The organism is Exiguobacterium sp. HVEsp1, from assembly GCF_002009685.1.
In the GTDB taxonomy this organism is placed as follows: Bacteria; Bacillota; Bacilli; order Exiguobacteriales; family Exiguobacteriaceae; genus Exiguobacterium; species Exiguobacterium profundum.
The window spans coordinates 476132-495915 of the sequence record NZ_KV917367.1 but is presented as its reverse complement, the minus strand read 5'-3'; the positions used below and the strand labels follow the sequence as shown (position 1 = coordinate 495915).

At 45.9% G+C, this 19784-nt stretch carries 17 protein-coding genes and 2 riboswitches (1 of these 19 cut by a window edge); of the genes, 6 read left to right on the top strand and 11 right to left on the bottom strand.

The genetic code is table 11. The features are described from left to right. From BV910_RS02615 to BV910_RS02590, 6 genes are all read right to left on the bottom strand, one after another. Window positions 1–500, bottom strand: the 5' portion of a protein-coding gene (locus tag BV910_RS02615; RefSeq protein WP_078146249.1) for an NCS2 family permease. The gene continues 862 nt to the left of window position 1, outside the view; the window shows 500 of its 1362 coding nt (coding positions 1–500); the start codon lies at window positions 498–500; its stop codon lies off the left edge, out of view. Between the two features lie 88 nt (window positions 501–588). After that, a riboswitch (purine riboswitch) is annotated at window positions 589–690 on the bottom strand. Window positions 691–824: 134 nt separating this feature from the next. Continuing rightward, window positions 825–2348 (bottom strand): glutamine-hydrolyzing GMP synthase, encoded by a 1524-nt coding sequence (gene guaA / locus BV910_RS02610; RefSeq protein WP_078147889.1) that lies wholly within the window; start codon window positions 2346–2348, stop codon window positions 825–827. A 112-nt stretch (window positions 2349–2460) separates the two neighbouring features. Beyond that, window positions 2461–2561: riboswitch (purine riboswitch) on the bottom strand. Between the two features lie 41 nt (window positions 2562–2602). Beyond that, window positions 2603–4702, bottom strand: coding sequence for a transglutaminase domain-containing protein (locus tag BV910_RS02605; protein ID WP_078146248.1), 2100 nt, complete (start codon window positions 4700–4702; stop codon window positions 2603–2605). Further along, entirely contained in the window at window positions 4699–5769 is a 1071-nt protein-coding gene (locus BV910_RS02600; RefSeq protein WP_078146247.1) for a DUF58 domain-containing protein, read from the bottom strand. Before BV910_RS02600 ends, BV910_RS02605 begins: the two co-directional genes overlap by 4 nt. Continuing rightward, window positions 5766–6716 carry an AAA family ATPase gene (locus tag BV910_RS02595; RefSeq protein WP_074034693.1) on the bottom strand — a complete coding sequence of 317 codons (951 nt, stop codon included), beginning with the start codon at window positions 6714–6716 and terminating at the stop codon, window positions 5766–5768. The genes BV910_RS02600 and BV910_RS02595 overlap by 4 nt, the downstream gene beginning before the upstream one ends. Before the next feature lie 172 nt (window positions 6717–6888). Next, the gene (locus BV910_RS02590) at window positions 6889–7494 is read right to left on the bottom strand and encodes a flavin reductase family protein (RefSeq protein ID WP_078146246.1); all 606 of its coding nucleotides are present in this window, start codon (window positions 7492–7494) and stop codon (window positions 6889–6891) included. A gap of 237 nt (window positions 7495–7731) precedes the next feature. Between BV910_RS02590 and BV910_RS02585 the strand changes: the two genes are divergently transcribed. Together BV910_RS02585 and BV910_RS02580 are read left to right on the top strand one after the other, a co-directional pair. After that, a complete protein-coding gene (locus BV910_RS02585) occupies window positions 7732–9573 on the top strand; it encodes an ATP-binding protein (RefSeq protein WP_078146245.1) in 1842 nt (613 codons plus the stop codon). Window positions 9574–9770: 197 nt separating this feature from the next. Continuing rightward, complete coding sequence (locus BV910_RS02580; RefSeq protein ID WP_078146244.1) at window positions 9771–10088, top strand: hypothetical protein; 318 nt, start codon at window positions 9771–9773, stop codon at window positions 10086–10088. A gap of 51 nt (window positions 10089–10139) precedes the next feature. On the opposite strand, the gene BV910_RS02575 is transcribed toward BV910_RS02580, so the two are convergent. Next, the gene (locus tag BV910_RS02575) at window positions 10140–11402 is read right to left on the bottom strand and encodes a tetratricopeptide repeat protein (RefSeq protein WP_078146243.1); all 1263 of its coding nucleotides are present in this window, start codon (window positions 11400–11402) and stop codon (window positions 10140–10142) included. 249 nt (window positions 11403–11651) lie between these two features. Between BV910_RS02575 and BV910_RS02570 the strand changes: the two genes are divergently transcribed. The 3 genes from BV910_RS02570 (at window position 11652) to BV910_RS02560 (ending at window position 14277) form a co-directional block, all read left to right on the top strand. Continuing rightward, on the top strand, window positions 11652–12335 hold the full coding sequence (locus BV910_RS02570) for a hypothetical protein (RefSeq protein WP_078146242.1): 684 nt from the start codon (window positions 11652–11654) through the stop codon (window positions 12333–12335). A gap of 66 nt (window positions 12336–12401) precedes the next feature. Continuing rightward, the gene (locus tag BV910_RS02565) at window positions 12402–12602 is read left to right on the top strand and encodes a hypothetical protein (RefSeq protein ID WP_078146241.1); all 201 of its coding nucleotides are present in this window, start codon (window positions 12402–12404) and stop codon (window positions 12600–12602) included. Window positions 12603–12774: 172 nt separating this feature from the next. After that, window positions 12775–14277: an N-acetylmuramoyl-L-alanine amidase family protein gene (locus BV910_RS02560; RefSeq protein ID WP_078146240.1), complete on the top strand. Its 1503-nt coding sequence runs from the start codon at window positions 12775–12777 to the stop codon at window positions 14275–14277. Between the two features lie 20 nt (window positions 14278–14297). On the opposite strand, the gene BV910_RS02555 is transcribed toward BV910_RS02560, so the two are convergent. After that, window positions 14298–14828, bottom strand: a complete 531-nt coding sequence (locus BV910_RS02555) for a GNAT family N-acetyltransferase (RefSeq protein WP_240499778.1) — start codon at window positions 14826–14828, stop codon at window positions 14298–14300. Window positions 14829–14846: 18 nt separating this feature from the next. Continuing rightward, the gene (locus BV910_RS02550) at window positions 14847–15674 is read right to left on the bottom strand and encodes a CPBP family intramembrane glutamic endopeptidase (protein ID WP_240499777.1); all 828 of its coding nucleotides are present in this window, start codon (window positions 15672–15674) and stop codon (window positions 14847–14849) included. A 139-nt stretch (window positions 15675–15813) separates the two neighbouring features. Here BV910_RS02550 and BV910_RS02545 point away from each other — a divergent pair, with 139 nt between their 5' ends. Beyond that, window positions 15814–18162: a bifunctional diguanylate cyclase/phosphodiesterase gene (locus tag BV910_RS02545; RefSeq protein WP_078146237.1), complete on the top strand. Its 2349-nt coding sequence runs from the start codon at window positions 15814–15816 to the stop codon at window positions 18160–18162. 37 nt (window positions 18163–18199) lie between these two features. Here BV910_RS02545 and BV910_RS02540 read toward each other — a convergent pair whose 3' ends face one another. Both BV910_RS02540 and BV910_RS02535 read right to left on the bottom strand, forming a co-directional pair. Beyond that, window positions 18200–19348, bottom strand: coding sequence for a mannitol-1-phosphate 5-dehydrogenase (locus tag BV910_RS02540; RefSeq protein ID WP_078146236.1), 1149 nt, complete (start codon window positions 19346–19348; stop codon window positions 18200–18202). Then, complete coding sequence (locus BV910_RS02535) at window positions 19349–19780, bottom strand: PTS mannitol transporter subunit IIA (protein ID WP_078146235.1); 432 nt, start codon at window positions 19778–19780, stop codon at window positions 19349–19351. Window positions 19781–19784 lie beyond the last annotated feature (4 nt).

The window sequence follows — 19784 nt, the reverse complement described above, 5'->3', positions numbered from 1 at the left end:
GCGTTTTTCAAACCGATGAACGCGATGAAGAAACCAATCCCTGCAGCAACCGCCATTTTGAGCGGAGCCGGAATCGCGTTGACAATCGTTTCGCGAATTCCTGATAACGTCAATACGATAAAGAAGAGACCTGATACGAGTACACCTGACAAAGCCGTTTGCCAAGAAATACCCATCCCGATGACGACGCTATATGCGAAGAACGCGTTAAGGCCCATGCCCGGCGCAATCGCAATCGGGTAGTTCGCGAGAAGTCCCATCGTCAATGAACCGACGACTGCAACAAGACCTGTCGCCACGAAGACCGCTCCTGTATCCATACCCGCTGCCCCAAGAATGTTCGGGTTAACGAAAAGAATGTACGCCATCGCGAGGAAAGTTGTAAATCCTGCGACCAGTTCCGTGCGGACACTCGTACCGAGTGCTGTGAGTTGGAAGTAACGATCGATCCGACTCGTTGTTGATGATTGTTGCTGTTCTTGCTTGAGCTGTGTGCTCATTTGTTTTCCTCCTTGTACTCGCCGTAAAACGAGAAAAGGTCCCCGGCAAATGACCGAGGACCCCACGCGAAACATACGAGGGCATACACCCTCATCTATGTCTCGCCGTAGTGAAATCATTTAAGGTGATTTCGTAGAGACTCTCGGGCCATATCCCCGACATTATACGGCAAAATATTTTATAATTGTTCGGTTATAATAAGAACGTTCTTATCGTATCAGCGTGAAAATAGAATGTCAACTAAATTCACGGATTTTACAACGATAAAAAACGTTAATGTTCGGTTTTAAGACAAAACAGAGGGGATATCCCCTCTGTTCAGCTTATTCCCATTCGATTGTTGCAGGTGGCTTAGACGTGATGTCATACAGCACACGGTTAACGTGGCTGACTTCGTTTACAATCCGGACAGAGATCTTCTCAAGCACATCCCATGGAATACGTGCCCAATCGGACGTCATGCCATCGATTGAAGTGACCGCACGAACACCGACAGCATAGTCGTACGTACGCTCGTCACCCATGACTCCGACCGAGCGAATCGGCGTGAGCACCGTGAAGTATTGCCAGATGTCGCGTTCAAGTCCAGCTTTCTTCACTTCTTCACGCAGAATCGCATCCGATTCACGCACGATTTCTAACTTCTCTTCCGTGATTTCACCAAGGACACGAATTCCGAGACCTGGACCCGGGAACGGTTGGCGCCAAACGATATAGTCAGGAAGACCAAGTTCTGTACCGAGTGCACGGACCTCGTCTTTAAAGAGCGTGTTGAGTGGTTCGATCAACGTGAAGTTCATATCTTCTGGCAATCCACCGACGTTATGGTGTGATTTGATTGTTTGTGCTGTGTCTGTCCCACTCTCGATGATGTCTGTGTAGAGCGTCCCCTGTGCGAGGAAGTCCATATCGACGAGTTTCGATGCTTCTTCATCAAATACGTAGATGAACTCGTTTCCGATGATTTTACGTTTTTGCTCAGGGTCCGAGACACCAGCCAATTTCGTCAAGAAACGTTCTTGCGCATCGATTTTAATGACCTTCATGTTGAATCCGTCCGCGAACGTCTTCATGACACTATCCGCTTCCCCTTTACGAAGGAGACCATGGTCCACAAACATACACGTCAACTGATCACCGATTGCGCGATGAACGAGTGCGGCCACGACAGAAGAGTCGACACCACCCGAAAGCGCACAAAGGACTTGCTTATCGCCAACGATTTCACGGATTTTCTCCACTTCGAGATCGATAAAGTTTTCCATCGACCATTCGCCTTTGGCACCACATACTTCATAGATGAAGTTTTTCAAGATGTCGTTTCCATACTCCGAGTGACGAACCTCTGGATGGTATTGGACACCATACATTTTCAACTCATCGTTTTTGATTGAAGCGACCGGGCAAGACGGGTTCGTTCCATCGACGATAAATCCTTCCGGCGCTTCCATGACGAGGTCACCGTGGCTCATCCATACTGTATGTTCGACTGGAAGCCCGTTATAAATCACTGATGCTTCCGGAGTTGAGAACAATGTCGCTTTTCCGTATTCACGATGAGCGGCACGTTCCACACGACCACCGAAGTGATGCGTCATGAGTTGCATCCCGTAGCAGATCCCGAAGATTGGAATACCCAGTTCAAAGATCTCTGGATCACAACGATATGCACCTTCCGCGTATACGCTGTTCGGTCCACCCGAGAAGATGATGCCGATCGGGTTCAATTCGCGAATCTCCGCTGCCGTCATCTTATGTGAATGCAACTCGCTGTATACGCCAAGGTCACGGACACGACGTGTGATCAACTGGTTATACTGACCACCAAAATCAAGCACCAAAATCATTTCTTGTTCTACTTTCACGAAATCTCCACCTTTCTGCCTTCTCCTCAAAAAAAGGACGCGCCCCTCCCCCAGATCAACCCAAACCGAAGAAGAAGCACGCCCTTTTCTTTGTATACGAAACGTGCTCCTTCATAGTCGGTCCATTTACGGTGGTCCGGTAGAGACTCTCGCGCCAATTCACGAGTATATACGAAGGAATGCCATGTTCAATTATCTAACTAATGCGTCTATCTTACTTGATGCATCCCGTCACTTCAACTCATAATTCGACGAATCATGATTTTCCAATATTCTTTATATTTTGAATTCGGCTCTTGTTCCGCATAAATAGCTTGCTCAAACAAAGCCGTCAGACGGGTCATATCATTCGTTTCATAGTAGGCGTCGACCTCTTTGGCGAGTTCCGAAGGCGTACGTCCCTCAATTTTGAATCCGTTCGCACGCAGTCGTTTCATCAAATAGCGGTGCATCGAGACGAGGCGCCCATCCGTGAGCGGACGACTCATCCACCAGACATACATGATTTGACGCGCGATGATTTTCCGGTTCCAAACGAGGACCGCCACGAGGAAGAGAATGACAACCCATCCCAACACGGGCATGTTGCGTGCCTCCTCTTGAACATCACCTGTCGTCACGTCATCGATCAACAAATCTTCTTGCGGACGGTTTTGCGTATCATTGTCCTGATTTGCTTGGGGATCGTTCGCAGCCGGTGTCGTGTCTTCCGTATCCGTCTCTCGTTCCATCTGCAATAAGTTGGCGTCCGAGAAACTGATGGTCGCTTCTAACGGGACCCAGCCCGCGCCTTCAATGAAATACTCGACCCACGAGTGGGCGTGACGATTTCGAATCGTATGTTCTTCTTCACCTTGAACGACCCCTCGTGTGTCACCCATCGTAAACCCTTTTACCCAACGCGTCGGTATGCCGTTCGCACGCAACAACACGGCAGCTGACGTCGAGAAGTTATCGCAATACCCGATTTGTGTGTCGAACAGGAACTGGTCAACATAATCCGTGTCCCCCTCCGGTTGTGCCACATTTTCGGTATCGTATTGAAATTCTCCATTTCGGAAATACGCTTCTACCGCTTCCGCCTTCTCGTTCGGTGTCTCACTCTCCGCCGTAATGTCAGCGGCTAAATTTCGTACACGCTCTGGCAACGATTCCGGTAGCTGTAAATAGACCTGTTGCTCTTCTTCCGTGAGCGATGTGATCTCTTCATTTAATGCCAGTTGTTCTTCAGAGAAAGCCGGGACACTATAACGAAGTTGGATCGTCCGCGGAGTCGATTGTTCCTCATTTTCAAATACAATCTTTCCGGACGGTTGCATCGTAATCGTCTCGTTCGGGAAAGTCCGTTCGATATCACCGACTCGAAATTCGGTACCGGACTCTGTTTCGATAGCTTGCGGATATTCTCCACCGTAAGGAACGAACGGTTGTCGGCGCTCAAAACGTAACAATGCCTGTTCCGGTGTCGTATCCACTTCCGAGTCCACCAACTGACCACGATTGTAGTTCGAGTCAAGAACCGGTGCCTCAACCCAACCTTTCCCTGTATAAATCGCCTTGGATTCGATGCGCCAATAGCGGGCCGGCACGCCGCGAGCGATGAAGACGATGCCGTCATCCTGTTCAAACGGACCACCTAGCGATTCGTCGTTCACCCCATACCCAACTCGGCCCGGACCACTCCCATCCCCTTCCGTCGTCGCATTCCGGAAGCTCGTAGTGATTCGATCAGACCAATCGCCTTCAAGCGTAGGTGAAGCGCTTGCGAGAGCCACGACGACACTGAGGAGTAGTCCGATACTGACGAATCGGACGAGCGATTGACTCGGTCGCTTCGCCAAATCGGTGACAAATAATAAGAGGAGCGATGTGACGATGGCATACAGGATATTGCCTTCCCCGTCATACAACGTCCACGTATCAAAATAAGCCATAACCCCAAGTGTCGAGATGATCGTTCCAAGAGCAAAACTGTAACTTGGATAGGTTCGTCCGACAAGCACGGCGAACAACAAGCCGATCAGCGCCATGGCAGAAAAGAAAATTGCCTCATTCGGCAGCTCACCGCTCATGACACCCATCAAATCTTCCATCCATAGTCCAAACCAGTCCAGCATACTGCCATGATAGACATACAAGATGACGAGGAAATGAAGAAGCGAGATTCCAAGGAAAGCAGCCCACGGCAGAAGACTCGCTAACATCGGCACGATAAGCAGGAAGTAAAACGGCCACGTCACATCGAACGTCGTACTTCCGACAATCGGCTCAATCCAGAACGACAACAAATAGGCGGCAAGCGCCGTATAGACGATTCGGGTTACCCATGTCTTCATACCGTCACCTCATTTACTGCCGTGTAGAGATGATAGCTACCTTGTGTCTCGTGAATCAACTCTCGAATGGACGTCGTTTCAAACGGACTGATCAAAATCAAATCTCCAGTTTGTTGAGGCAGATTTTGCTTCACTCGTTCGACGAGACGCCCCTCGGCTTCTGGCGTGGCAGTCAATAAGTAATGGCCGACTTCCGCACTCTGGTCGGGAAGATGGAACAGTCGCACCTGCTCTTCAATGACGTAGAGCTCAAACGGCAGATTTTTTCGTTCTAACTGACGAATCGCCCCAACGAGTAAGGATAATGAGCGTTCAAATGCCTCTTCATACTCGGCAGAGACGGCAGGCACGAATACGAGCGAGAGCTTCTTCTCTTGTTCCTGGTCAAACGTCTTGGTCATCAAGTTCCCTCGACGTGCGGATGCCTTCCAATCAATCCGTCCGATTCGGTCTCCTGCCGCATACTCCCGAACTCCGCTGGTCGTATTGGCCACTTCGGTATACGTCCGCATTTGACGATATTGTTCCCCACGACCGCCGACATGTTCGTCTCGAGGTAAATCAAACGGCAATTCGGCAGGCGACACCTCGACGACCGTTTCGAGTCGCAACGTCCGCTTCCGGTCGAACAAACCGAACACATCGCGTACATGGAGCACGGTGCGGTTAAAGACATGAATCCCACGCTTGATCGCCCCGACCTCATACTGGACGACTTCTGCTTGTCGGAAAAAACGGTCCACCGGCACGACAATCGTCTTGTCTTCATCCGTCAAACGTTGTGGCAATCGCTCCTCTAACGTGACCATCCCAATCAAGAAAGGATACTTCCGTTCAATTCGTAACTCGACGTCCATTGTTTGTCCAGAGACAAGTCGCTTCGTTGTCACACGGCGCACCACATTTGCCGCCGTGACCGGATAAATCATAAAGAGCGTCCAGTAGACGGTCAACACGACGAACGACCACCATAATGTCGAGGCGACGATACTGCCTTCGATGCGGGCAAATGCATACAATCCGAATGCCGCCGCCCATACAACGAACAGCTTCATCCAGTTTTTCATACTTCATTGACCTCACGATCCATCGGGACAGGTAACGTATCTAACCAGTCTTGAATCAACTGATTCGGTGACTTCCCTTTATATCGCGCTTCCGCTGTCAAAAGGACGCGATGTCCGAGCACACTCGTCGCCATCGCCTTTACATCATCCGGCAAGACGAAATCGCGATTATGGATATACGCCCACGATTGAGCCGCTTTCATCAACGCAAGTGTAGCTCGCGGACTCCCGCCTAAATACGTATGCGGATCTTTTCGAGACTCATGCACCAATCGCACGATGTACTGTTTAACGGCACTCGACACATGCACGTCTCTCACTTCACGTTGCATCAGTTCGACTTCTTGCTTCGTGATCACGCTCTGAAGCGCCTCGAGCGGCTCTTCTTTTTCAAAACGTGACAACAGCGCAATCTCTTCATTAAACGTCGGATAGCCCATCTCGATTTTAAGTAAGAAGCGATCCAGCTGTGCTTCCGGTAACGGATACGTCCCTTCATGCTCAATCGGGTTTTGTGTCGCCATGACGAAGAAAGGTGACGGTAACACTTTCAATTCCCCGTCCACTGTCACACTTCGCTCAGCCATCGCCTCGAGAAGAGCTGATTGCGTTTTCGGTGAGGTCCGATTGATTTCATCCGCTAAAATGATGTTACCCATGAGCGGACCTGGTCGATATTCAAATTCTCTCGTTTTTTGGTTATACATCGAAATCCCGGTCAAGTCGGATGGCAGCATGTCCGGCGTGAATTGAATGCGCTTAAAATCTAAGTCAATCGCTCGACTGAACGTACGAACGAGCATCGTTTTCCCCACTCCTGGTACGTCTTCAAGTAATACATGCCCACCTGCTAGCAAGGCAGTGAGACTTTTTGCGATGACTTCTTCTTTTCCGACAATCACGGTTTCAATAGCGGTAATAATCGATTGGACAGTTGGACGGTACATGACGGACTCCCCTTTTTTCTCTGGTCTAGGATGACTGAAAGTTAGAATGTTCTGACTTTATTGTGACACAAGCGAGTATCGGAAAGAAAGAAATACCGCACCCAAATGCGCTTCCTATTTCTTTACCCAAAAAACGTGTCCGTTCTTTAGAAAAAACGGGCACGTTTATCGATTATTCTGGGCGCTTCACATCAAATAGTTCCCCAAGGGTCGCATAACTATTGCCCGCCATCCGACTGACAGGCGCTAGCCGTTTGGCATCGATGCGTCCTTGACTGTATAACTCTCGATCAATATGAAAACGGACAATTCGTGCAATCAATAGATCGGCAGTCGTTTTTCCGTCATGTTCAATCGGCAAGTGATGATGGAGCACACATTCAAAACGGATTTTCGCTTCTTTGACCCCTGGCGTTGAAATCACATCACTCGGTTGAAGCGTAAAGTCCGTACGAGATAGCTCACTCTCATCTGACGCAAGGTTGGCGGCCGTTTCGTTCACGTTGATGACGTTCGTCTCATCTACGACATGAATCACCAGTTCATTCGTACGGAGTGCGTTACGCGCCGTGTCTTTCATCACGCCATCTTTTCGTTGAACCGAGACAGAGACGAGCGGAGGATTGGATGCGACTACATTGAAGTAGCTAAACGGGGCGGCATTAATCACGTCCCCATGTTGTGTTGTGACAAACGCAATCGGTCTTGGAACAATACTGCCAATCAAAAATTTATATGTGTCTCGTTCAGTCAAAGCAGAAGGTTCAATCGATAGCATAGACTCACACTCCTTTTTATCTTAACTTCAAAATAATCACTTCATCAGACAATGTCAACGCAAAGCAGGTTGACACGTGTACATTTCATGTATTTTGGGTAAATCGCATTATGTGTATATGATTTTAAACACTTCGTATAAGCAAATTGTTTCATTTTCCCTTCCCGGTCTCATAGAATTCAGGGCAAGGAAAAGATGACCTATCGTTTTTTATGTTCAAGGAAGGAAGTAGAACGAATGATCAGCAAGTGGATTGAACAATTGAACAGTCGTCAAATACTCAGTATTTTATATAGTGTCTGTGGATTCAGTCTGGTTTTGACCTTGATTGGGGCCTGGTTCGTTCGAGATGGGAATGTCTCCACTCTCGAACTCACTGCTCTCCGATGGATTTGGATGATTGGGCTCGTCATGTTCATCAGTGCCATCTTATTAATCGGACGCCCGCTCATCAAACGGATGGCCGACCAGAACAGCAGACTGAAAGCGAAGAAAGAAAAGCTCGAAAACGTATTGAACGAATCGAAATTAAACGAAATCAATCTTCAATATCGCAATGAGTTGATTGAAGTATTGGCCTCGAAAGAATCACTATTCGATTACTCTTCTGTCATTGAAAAGATTGTGTTGCTTACAAAATCTGAGTTCGGTGCCCTCTTACTCACCAAAGACGGAGAAATCACGTCTGTCGTACCGAAAGAGATGACCGAAGATCAACAAGAAAGTCTAAAGAAAGATTCCCTTTTGCTTAAACGAGTCATGATTTCAAAGTTACCGGCCGCCACTTCTAAGCGGGTCGTCGATGCGTTACACACGTATCCATATTATATCTATGAGACGGTCATTCCTATCATGGACCCATCGGATAATAGTCTGATTGGCTGTCTTTACTTGGCTCGTTACGACGAACAGTACGATGCCAGTGAAAAATCGGAGTTGAACGCATTCGCAAGCCAACTCGCCATCTCACTTCTCCGCATGCAGCTTTATCGTCAGATGCAGCAGGATCGAAAAGAAACAGCGCAACTCATCAACTCTGTACGGGAAGCCATTTTGTATGTGAACTATGAAGATGATACGGTCGTCGGCAATCGCGCCTTCATCCGCATGTTTGATGATTTACACTTCGACTACAAAGGATACGAAGAACTCTCTGCCATCGATATCGATATCGAACAGCTGGCGGAACGGGTCGATCAGCATGAACAGTTTGTCCGATACTTCGAGCGCGTCTTCACACAAGACCCGCCGGAAGACGGACTGACGATTTCAATCGACCAAGGCGATTGCTTCATTCAACTTTATGCTGAAAGCGTCTATCGGGACCGCAGACTTCGTGGAACGATGCTCGTCTTACGTGACGTCACGGCCGAAACGGAGATTGATCGGATGAAATCTGAACTCGTCTCGACCGTCTCGCATGAATTACGGACGCCTTTGTCCTCGATTTACGGATTTACCGAGCTGATGCTGTCACGTGATTTGAAGGAAAGTCGTCGTGAACTGTATTTGAAGACGATCCACGATGAAGCGAAACGCCTTTCCTATCTCGTCAACGATTTCTTAGATCTTCAAAAAATGGAGTCTGGAAAACAAGCGTTCGAGTGGGAACCGGTCGACTTATATCAGCTCGTCACAGATAGTGTCGCGTTTTATCAGGAAACGACGGACCGACATGAGCTGTTCATCGACACCGATACCGAACAAGATTTCATTATTGATGCGGACTTAGAAGGGATGCGTCAATTGCTCGGCAACCTATTAAGTAACGCCATCAAATATTCGCCAGATGGCGGGAATATCCTTGTATCGCTCGAACGCGTAGATGAAGAGGTCGTGATGAAAGTAAGAGACCATGGTATGGGAATACCAAGTGCCTCACTCCCTCATCTCTTCGGTAAATTTTATCGAGTCGATAATTCGGACCGTCGAAAAATCGGTGGTACCGGACTCGGTCTCGCAATTTGTAAAGAAATTGCCAAAGCGCATGAGGGTCAACTCCATGTCGAATCGATATATGGAGAGGGCAGTACATTCATCTGTGAACTACCAACCTCAAAAGAGCACATCATGCAATAACACGGTCATGTCGACCGTGTTATTTTTGACTCTTTTTTGCCTAATTTGGAAGGAATCCTTTGACAATATATAGAAAGGAAAGAAACCGATGCATTTTCGTGGATGTAGGATACCCTATCCATTTATTTTTACACGTTTTAAGCCAAAAACAAGATATACTGATTATAAAGAGATTGCTAGGATCGGAGGACTTGCCATTGGATCATCGTGACCCGCCTTTTTCAGAGATTGGAGATTTTAATCAATTGGGACGTTTTGAGATTGACGTACCTCACATGGGGGAGCAAGCGAAGTTTCAATCTGCCGCTGCTTTGATTCGGAAGCACGTGCCATTACGCCTTGGTGGATTTTACATTATTGCGAGCGAAGAGGAAATTTTGCATAGTGGTTCACATGATGCGAATCTTCAAAAACATTTGATTCACCTATTACAGCAGGTCCTTAACGGTCATATAGAAGACGAACGCCTCGTCCAAGAACAAGTGTGGACTGTGCATTATTTCACGACACCATAAAATGACTCGAAGAAGTACTTATCCCATAAAAAATGACGCTCTCTTCGAGCGTCATTCTGCTTGTGACATGATTGAAATTACTTTTTCGTAATAGTCTGTTGCTTGCTTGTATTTCCCATTCTCCCTTAGCTCTTTCGCTAACCAAAGGGCATATTTTTTTGCGTATACGTACTCATCGTGATCTTCAAAATAAGTCACGGCACTTTTTAGGCTCTCCATAAGCTTTTGAGAGTTCTTATCCTTAAAGTGATTCCAATAGATATTAAAGTGCTGATTGAATTCTTCGACCGCTTCATGTTGTTGCATCAATTCGTGGCCTGTTTCTAACCAATCTAAGACACCTTGTTCATTTTCCTGTTTTGCATTTACCTCTACCAGTGATAACACACTAAATAGCTTACTTCTAATATCCACTTTGTATTCAAAACTTTCCATGAAGTACGTAAGTGCCTTATCTTGTTCTCCTAATAACGAATAGATTTCTCCTATATTGTTATAGAGCATTCCATAATAGTTTCTTAAATCAGTTGCATTGGCGACTTTTAAAGCTTTTTGATTGTAAGAGAGAGCATCTGCATATCGTTTTCGTCGTTTATAAGTTAGTCCAATCAACATATGACACTCTATCATTCGCTCCAAACAAAAATTTTCTTGAAAATATTTTAATGAAGCTTGAAGATTTTCAAGAGCTTGTATATTGTCGGTAAATCGGAAATATAACGCGCCCGTAATGTAACGAATATCTGCAGCCTCCCAATCAGGTATTCCTGAATGAGGTAATTTATTTGTTACTTCTTCGATTAATTTGTATGATAGTTCTTTTTCATTTTCCTGAAAATATTGAAGTGCTTTCACTGTGTAATATCGAATGCGATCATCAGCAGAAAGTTGATCTTCAATCCAACCTACTTCCGTTACATATTTCGAATCCCCCCCTGGCATTACTCCAAAACGGGCCAATGTGACCATGAGAGTCATATACACCGATTTGGATTGTTTAACCGTAGGATGATTCATATATTTTTTGACTTGCTCTTGTTTGTCACGATCTTTTCGAGTAAGGATTGCTTCTTTCAAAATCTCTCTTATTTCTTTAATAACTTTTTCTGATTGGTAACTAAAGTCATGATATAGGGGTACTTCAATTTCAAGACGCTCGAAAAGAAGTTCTAGGACTTCCTCACTAGCAGATGTTTGATTATTTTCAATTTTGCTCAAATAAGAAATTGAACAGATCCCTCTTGCTAACACGGATTGTTTCATATTTTTTCGCAAGCGCTCTACTCTAATTAAATTCCCATAGTTGTACTCCATTATTAGTAGTAGCCCCTTTGCCCCATTTTCGAACTTCACTCATAATTTATTCATGTGAAGTACTTTCAGGAAATTCAGCCTATAATCCTCAACTTAATTAAGCATATTAAACAAAAGTTTCCCAACCCAAACTTATCCATCATCACAATTAATCATGATAAGATTTAACTAGTCAATCAATAGTGATTTGGACTTTAGTTCTACTTTTTTCAATTAAGATGAACAGTTTGTAGGAGGTGGATGGTATACATGGGGAAACTTAGTTTTTTACTCGCTGAAGATTATATTAAACCGAAAATCTACTTTAAGTCGAAATCTTCTAAACCGTCTGCGGTAGTAGACCATTCATATTCGAAAGATGACTTAAATCATTTCGAAGGCTTAGAAAATTTGACACAGTTATTATCTTCTACTAAAGGCTTCATTGTAAACGCATTTCAAATCGATTACTACCAACGTCTTCCGAAACTAATTTCAAAGACGTTAAAAGCAAACCGTTCCTTTAAAAAGCTTTACATTTTAGGTCCAGAATTATCGTTGTCAATTTTAAAAAGAAGTAGCAAAACTTCTTATGAAGCACAACTTCATGATTATGAATTTATCAACGTTGAACAGGATTCCGATTTGTTATCTAAACAATGTGAAACGCTATTGAGCGAAGGTCACATTTTATATATTCTTCCTGAAGCCTCTGTATGTTGGCAACCTAACTCATTAGAGCAACTACAAAAAGTTTGTACTCCACTTTGTAGTACCCTATTAAGTCAGACTGTGAAAGTTCCGATCTTAGCTACTTTGATGATAAACGACTCTGATAAAGTGACTATTTTCGAACCGAGTTTACCTGAGACCTACTCAGGGAACTTATTCGATTCTGTTAAAGAACAGTCTGAAGACATCTACCAGCTTTTAAAATCCTCAGATGACATGTAAGTTGCTTGATCAAAATTGGTATTAATTTTTTTCCATATAAATCATTATACAACGGAGGAATTAAACATGAAAAAGTTAGCTGGATTTTTCTTTATTACAACTGCAGTCCTTTTACTCGGAAGTTCATTCAAACCTTTTGCGGAAGAAAGACCACGTATCGTAAAAATCGAAGAACCGATTACTATAAATGCTGAAGAAAGACCACGCATTGTACAAATCGACGTTCCAGCAACCTTTAATAATGAAGGTATGCCACGCATCGTATAAACTGATTTGCTCAAGACGCCTCGGGCGTCTTTTTTATTTAAGAAAAAAGGTAAATGAATTATATATTTCCCTCCATTTTTTCCTTTTTACTTATATAATAAACAGGGACAACCTAGATGCACTCTCATACGCCGCCCTTGTCACCAGTTTAATGAGTAAAGGAGTTTGAACATTGAATGAAACAAAACCGTCATGGAGTTTAAAGCTGTTACTTAGTTCTTCACTTGCAATATCCGGGACAGCGATTGTCCCGTTCCAATTGGATTCTTCCGGCATTCAATCGACTGTCGCCGAAGCCGCCTCGACCTATACCACTACCGCCAACTTAAATCTTCGCCTCAGCGCAGCTACTTGGAGCCCAGTCCTCTTGACAATCCCATCTGGCTCAAGCGTCACGTATATTAGTACATACGGTTCGTGGTACAAAGTCAGTTATGGAGGCAAAACAGGCTATGTCGCTTCTCAATATGTTTCGGTCTCGAACACTTCTGCTTACTATAAGACAACAGACCGATTAAATATGCGCCTCACCGCTGCTTCATGGAGTGATGTGGTCACCGTGATCCCTGCCGACGCGACCGTGAAGTATGTCAGTCGTTATGGGTCATGGTATAAAGTGACGTTCAATGGAAAGACGGGCTATGTCGCTTCTGCTTATTTAACACCTACGAGTGACCCAGTCCCACCTTCGGACTACTATAAGACGACTGCCAACCTGAACCTGCGTCTCAGCGCCGCTTCATGGAGTTCCATCGTCACGACGATTCCATCGGGTGCGACTGTCAAATATGTGAGCCGTTATGGATCATGGTTTAAGGTCACCTATAATGGAAAAACCGGTTATGTTTCTTCTGACTACTTAACGGCGACGACAGCTCCCGTAACCCCGTCTTCTTATTATAAAACGACCGTGAACTTGAATATGCGTCTTAGCGCCGCTTCATGGAGCGATGTCTTGACCGTCATTCCAGCTGGATCAGTCGTCAAATATGTCAGCCGTTATGACTCGTGGTATAAAGTCACATACAACGGCAAAACCGGGTATGTAGCATCCGAGTACTTGAAACCTACGACTGTTACGACACCAACGGATACAAACGGAACCGGTAAAACGGTCGTCATCGACGCAGGTCATGGTGGAAACGATCCTGGCGCTGTCTATGGCTCTGTTTATGAGAAAGTGATTGCACTTGATATCGCGAAACGTCTAGCTGGCATCTTATCGAGCACCTATGACTACAACGTTAAATTGACTCGTTCGAACGATACATATCTCTCCCTTGAACAGCGTGTGTCACTCAACAAGTCTTATAAAGGGGATGTGTTCGTCAGTCTTCATGCGAACTCTTCCGTTTATAACACGGCACATGGACACGAGGTACTCGTCCCGACGTCAGAAAGTTATACGACAAACCCTTACGTTTCCGCCAGCCGTAGTCTCGGCTCAAGTATCAATAAAGAAATTGCTTCACGAATTTCCACGATTCAAAACCGTGGGGTCAAATATCAGAACGTTTACGTGGTTGGACGTAACGTTTCACCTTCTACCCTTGTCGAATATGGATTCATCAGTAATTCAAGCGACCGCTCACATTTAACGAGTACGACATATCGTCAACGAATGGCTGAAGCAACGGCATCCGGCATTCATCAATTCATGCGATTTTATTACTAAAAAAGGAACTTAGCACTCAGCTAAGTTCCTTTTTTGATATGGACTTGCCAAATCATATGGGATGCCCCAGGTCCCCAATAATGTTCGAGGATATGAGACGGCTCACCCAATCGTTTCTGCCAATAGGCTTGTGCGCTCGGGAATCCGGCATCTAAATAAAAGACCTTCTTCCCTCGAACCGAAATTTCACGCATCATCTCTTCTAACAGGAATTGTCCGACACCTCGCTGCTGCATTCGTGGTGACACATAGACACTCCCTAGCTCAATCGCATCACGCTCAATTTGTATGTTGCCTGAGATGATATCATTCGGAGGTAATAACGCCCCTGCTCCGACAAGGATTCCGTGCTCTTCTACAACGTACAGATCAACGGTGTCATCATCGAAATGATCTTGAATCGTCGTGTTCAGACGCGCCACTTCTTCATCGAGCAAATCGGCATCTTCAAACCGCTCTCGTCGAATCAAGTCACTCAAACTCTCCATAAATAAGCGCTGCAAGGATTTCACGTCTGATTGTTCGAGTGCACGAAAATTCAAGACGGCCACTCCCTTTTCTTTTTTGTTTTACTCTTTACCCTCACGAATTCGTTGCGTAACACTCGGGTACGAGGGAATCATTTCTTCGAGCGGCTCATAATTCAATTTACCGTACGTTTTCCAAATGACTAAAATCGCAGCGGTCCATAATGTGATTGTCAAATGAATAAACCCGATTGGATAACCACTTTCCGCTTCGAACCCGACCATCACGAACATTACGTTGAACATCGTATGCATGAGAAAGGCCGACCATAAATTGCGCGACGAACCGTTGTATACCCAAGTCATGATGATCGTATATGCCATCACGGCTAAGCCGTACGCCCAAAATGACAAATTCGCCTGTCCTGTTCCAGCCATGAAGAAGAGAGGAATATGCCACATCGCCCAAAGGACCCCGAGTGACAGGCTAGCTAGAAGTGGAGAGAGTCTTGCTTGTAAGGCGTCCAGCAAATAGCCGCGCCATCCATACTCTTCCTGCAACGTCCCTCCGAGAACTAGCATATAGAGAAAGTATGGGACGACCCACCACGGTTCGCGAACGAGTAGGGCACCGCTTCGATCCGTCCACCAATACGCTACGAGAAATAAGAACGGTACCAACAAAAGTGGAATCGCATACGCCTTCCAACTCATCTGGAACTGAATGCTTTTCCGAAGAAGATGTGTCACCCCTTCCCCGCCCCGAAGTCGATACATCGTGAGAAACCCTGCAATGCTTGGACCAAACGCCCCTAAAATAACGATGACCATGATTGGTAAATCGGTCCACCAGTACAAACTTCCCCATATAAGCCATGAGTAGCCGAATGAGACCAATAAGAACAAGTTGATGTATTTGTTTTTATACATAATCAGCACCCCTTCAGCAATGTAGTACCCGTTATTTGATTGGAAGAATAGCATTTGAATCTTTTTGTATGTAATTATAATTGTTCGGCATATAATGAAGTGATGAATGGATTAAATAACCCTATGAGGTATCGACACTATGGAACAGATTAGCACGCATACAACAAGTCACAATGGATTTTTGATGATACTCGCTTTTCTCATTGCTAGCGTTTCAGCCTTGATGGCACTCGAATTAGCGAAGCGGGTCACAGGAGGTGTGACAACGTCTCATCGTACTTGGATTTTATTTGGTGGTACCACGCTAGGTCTTGGCATCTGGTCCATGCATTTTGTGGCCATGCTCGGTCATGCGTCCTTACATGAGAGCACCTATTCGATTTGGCTCATTATCGGATCAATGATTCCGGCGATTGTCGGGTGCATCCTGTCGTTCGGTTTGATTTCTCGCAAGACGACATGGATGTCCTTACTGCAATCTTCCGGTTTGATGGGATTTGGAATCGTCAGCATGCATTATATCGGGATGACCGCTATACAAAGTGTTCAATTAGACTTTGATCCCTTATGGGTATTGATTTCAATTGGTATCGCATGGAGCGCTTCCTTTCTCGCCTTATGGGTAGGCTTCTTTTCATCCTACTCTACGCAGCATTTCGCTTTTTCCGTGAAACTGATGTTCTCCCTTCTGATGGGGACAGCTATTTTCAGTATGCACCTTGCTGGAATGCGGGCAACGACTATCATTCCTGATGCTTCACCCGCCAGGCAGGTTCCGATTGATCCGACCCTACTCGCATGGTTAGTCACGAGCATCGTGTTTCTCTTATTCGGAATGTACTTTATTGCGTATACGTTAGAACGACAAATCCAAAAACGTGACCTCTTTCAAACGACGATTTTAGAATCGACAACGGATGCTGTAGTGACGACGACAAGCGATGGTGAAATCCAATATCAAAATCAAGCGTTCGCTCACTTATTCGAGGGACATGCGACAGAACCCTTTTTTCAGGATTATCATCCTTTGCTGTCGGCTCAACAGCCGTTCTATCAGCCGGTACAAATTGACACGAATCATCGTACGTTAGAAGTGACGTCTTATCCACTTCAAGATGGTTCAAACAATCAAGTACTCTGGTTCATCCGAGATGTGACCGAAGCAGTCGCCTCTCAGCGTCTGATTGAACATATGGCTTTTCACGATGCATTGACGGACTTACCAAATCGGCATAAACTGGATGCCCTCTTGAAGGAATGTATCTCACAAGAACGTTCGGTCGCCTGTTTATACATCGACGTAAACCGCTGGCGTTTCCTAAGTGACATTCTCGGGCATCACGGAGCAGATGAGTTGATCATTCAAGTCGCTGACCGCCTCAAACATACGATTCACCCAGACGATGTATTGACACGAATCGGACCATCCGAGTTTGTCATTTTACTATTTGCGCAACGCAGTTCGCTCGCTCATCAAAAGGCTGAAAAATGTATTAAGGCGATTTCATCCAGCTTCGACGTGGATGGCACGACTCTTGAATTGACGATGAGTGCGGGAATCAGTCATTTCCCTAAGGATAGTGCTTCTTCCGAAGAACTTATTCAATTTTCTCGTCTTGCCGCTGATGAATCCAGACAAGATGGAGAGAATAATATCAAATTATTCGAAGAATCATCACGACCTCAACTCTTGCGCAATATCGAGATAGAAAAAGCACTCGTCACCGCACTAAGTAAAAACGAACTGACACTTGTCTATCAACCGAAAATCGATTTGAAGCGGAATCGATTAGAAGGCGCGGAAGCGTTACTTCGATGGCAACATCCACAAATCGGAAAGGTTGCGCCATCTGACTTCATCCCGATTGCGGAAAACACGGGGTTAATTCATTCGATTGGTCATTGGGTCATTCGGGAAGGTTGTCGCGCTTGGGTGCGTTGGCAACGAACTGGGATACGTCCCTTTACATTATCCCTTAACGTTTCCCCGCTCCAATTTGCGCGCGAAGACTTTGTTGATACGCTACAATCCATTCTTTTGGAGACGGGGATGGACCCGATGTATCTCGAATTGGAAGTGACCGAGTCCTCGATGCTTTCATATGAGGCCTCGACTCGTGAAAAACTGACACAGTTGCATCAGCTCGGAATCCTCATTTCTCTCGATGATTTTGGGACCGGCTATTCTTCTTTCAGCCAACTTCGGGAACTTCCTGTGCAAGTGCTGAAAATCGATCGGTCGTTTATCGAGAACCTGTTCACCGACCGCAATCAAGAGGCCATCGTCCGCTCGATGATTCAACTCGGTCACAACCTTGGTATGAAAGTTCTCATGGAAGGTGTGGAAACATCCGCTCAACTCGAATGGTTACTCAAGGAATCATGTGACTACGTACAAGGCTACTACTTCAGTCTTCCGTTGTCTGAGACAGACGTTCCACTTCACGTAAAACAAACAACGACCTATCTCGAATTCGGGAAACACTAAAAAATCGCTTCTGTCAGGTGACAGAAGCGATTTTTGATTAAGACACACGTTCTTTTTCTTCTTCCCGAATCAAATGATATTGATCAAGAATCAACTGAGTCAACGTGTCCCCTTCATGAAGATGAAGGTATTTTTCAATCGTTGACGAGATGCCGTGTTCTTCGATCGACAAATTCAGCTCCGACGATTCCGAGTCCTCCGGGTTGTAGTAATGAAGGGCTGCTGCAATCCCGTAAGCGAGTTCGTTTGGCTCGATGCCGTTATCCATCAATTCGCGTGCCGGTTTGACGAGACGGTCGCTCGGTCCAAGTTTGCGAATCGGCGAACGCGCCACGCGTGACACTTCATCCTTCAGTTTCGGATTTTCAAAGCGCTTGATGATTTTTTGAATGTATTGGCTATGCTCTTTCGCCTCGAATCCGTATTTCTCAAGCAATAACCAACCTGTCTCATATAATGCGCCTTGGACGACTTGACGGACGCGACGATCCTTCAGCGCCTCGTCAATCGTTGCCTTCCCGAACAACGAGCCGATATAAGAGGCGATGGCATGTCCCGTATTGACCGTGAATAATTTTCGTTCGATATACGGTCCGATTTCTTCAACCCATGTCACACCTTGAATCGGTGGTTGTTCGTTGAGCCCTTGTGTCTCGATGACCCATTCATGGAACGTCTCGACTTCCACGTAAAGCGGATCCTCATGTTGTTGTAGCGGGACGATGCGGTCGACTGCTGCGTTCGGGAAGAAGACATTCGCCTCCCCGACACCACCACACGCCTCTACTTTTTGGCGAAGAATTGCACTCCCACCAATCATGTTCTCACATGCGATGACATAGACCGGTGCATCCTCGACTTCACGAGCACGAAGTCCTTCACTGATCAAGGGTGCCACTTTTGAGAGGAGTGACGGTCCGACAGCCGTCGTCACGAGATCTGCTTCTGCAATCAATTCCACGACACGAGCCGGTTCTTTTAAACTGTTGACACCGCGAACACGGTCGACGACGATACGATCGACGCCGTCTTCTGCGAACCCGACCTCATAATGACGTTTTGCCTCAAGCGCTTCGATGACCGTATCATTGATGTCGACAAACGTCACCTCGTAACCGCTTTGGTTGAGCAATAATCCGATAAAGCCTCGTCCGATGTTTCCTGCCCCAAAGTGAACAGCTTTCATTTACGCCACCTCTTCCATAAAGAGCGCCAAGATTTCTTCCTTCGTTTTCGCCTGAACAAGGCGCTCTACATTGCTTTCGTCTGAGCAGAGAATCGCGATTTGCGATAGGAGCTCTAAATGTTCATCATTCACGCCTGCAATTCCGATGACGAGTTTGGCCGTTTGACCCCCAAAGTCGACCCCGTCTGGTACTTGCAGGAACGAGATCCCCGTCTTCTGAACCGCTGATTTCGCTGCTTCTGTACCGTGTGGAATGGCGACGTGATTTCCGATATAGACGTTTGCGATCTCTTGACGTTCATGCATCGCTTCTACATACTCCGGCGTCACACAGCCGGCGTCTTGTAGGACGGCTCCGGCTGCTGTGATTGCTTCCTCTGTCGTAGCGAATGTTTGGTTAAGTCGAATCATCTCTGTTTGAATGAATGGCATTTTA

Bases quoted from the DNA above. Each gene is read 5' to 3' on its own strand.
- BV910_RS02570 (WP_078146242.1), top strand. From the start codon at position 11,652: ATGGGGAAACTTAGTTTTTTACTCGCTGAAGATTATATTAAACCGAAA.
- BV910_RS02550 (WP_240499777.1), bottom strand. From the start codon at position 15,674: ATGTATAAAAACAAATACATCAACTTGTTCTTATTGGTCTCATTCGGC.
- BV910_RS02545 (WP_078146237.1), top strand. From the start codon at position 15,814: ATGGAACAGATTAGCACGCATACAACAAGTCACAATGGATTTTTGATG.
- BV910_RS02540 (WP_078146236.1), bottom strand. From the start codon at position 19,348: ATGAAAGCTGTTCACTTTGGGGCAGGAAACATCGGACGAGGCTTTATC.
- BV910_RS02575 (WP_078146243.1), bottom strand. From the start codon at position 11,402: ATGGAGTACAACTATGGGAATTTAATTAGAGTAGAGCGCTTGCGAAAA.
- guaA (WP_078147889.1), bottom strand. From the start codon at position 2,348: ATGATTTTGGTGCTTGATTTTGGTGGTCAGTATAACCAGTTGATCACA.
- BV910_RS02585 (WP_078146245.1), top strand. From the start codon at position 7,732: ATGATCAGCAAGTGGATTGAACAATTGAACAGTCGTCAAATACTCAGT.
- BV910_RS02565 (WP_078146241.1), top strand. From the start codon at position 12,402: ATGAAAAAGTTAGCTGGATTTTTCTTTATTACAACTGCAGTCCTTTTA.
- BV910_RS02595 (WP_074034693.1), bottom strand. From the start codon at position 6,716: ATGTACCGTCCAACTGTCCAATCGATTATTACCGCTATTGAAACCGTG.
- BV910_RS02600 (WP_078146247.1), bottom strand. From the start codon at position 5,769: ATGAAAAACTGGATGAAGCTGTTCGTTGTATGGGCGGCGGCATTCGGA.
- BV910_RS02605 (WP_078146248.1), bottom strand. From the start codon at position 4,702: ATGAAGACATGGGTAACCCGAATCGTCTATACGGCGCTTGCCGCCTAT.
- BV910_RS02590 (WP_078146246.1), bottom strand. From the start codon at position 7,494: ATGCTATCGATTGAACCTTCTGCTTTGACTGAACGAGACACATATAAA.
- BV910_RS02535 (WP_078146235.1), bottom strand. From the start codon at position 19,780: ATGCCATTCATTCAAACAGAGATGATTCGACTTAACCAAACATTCGCT.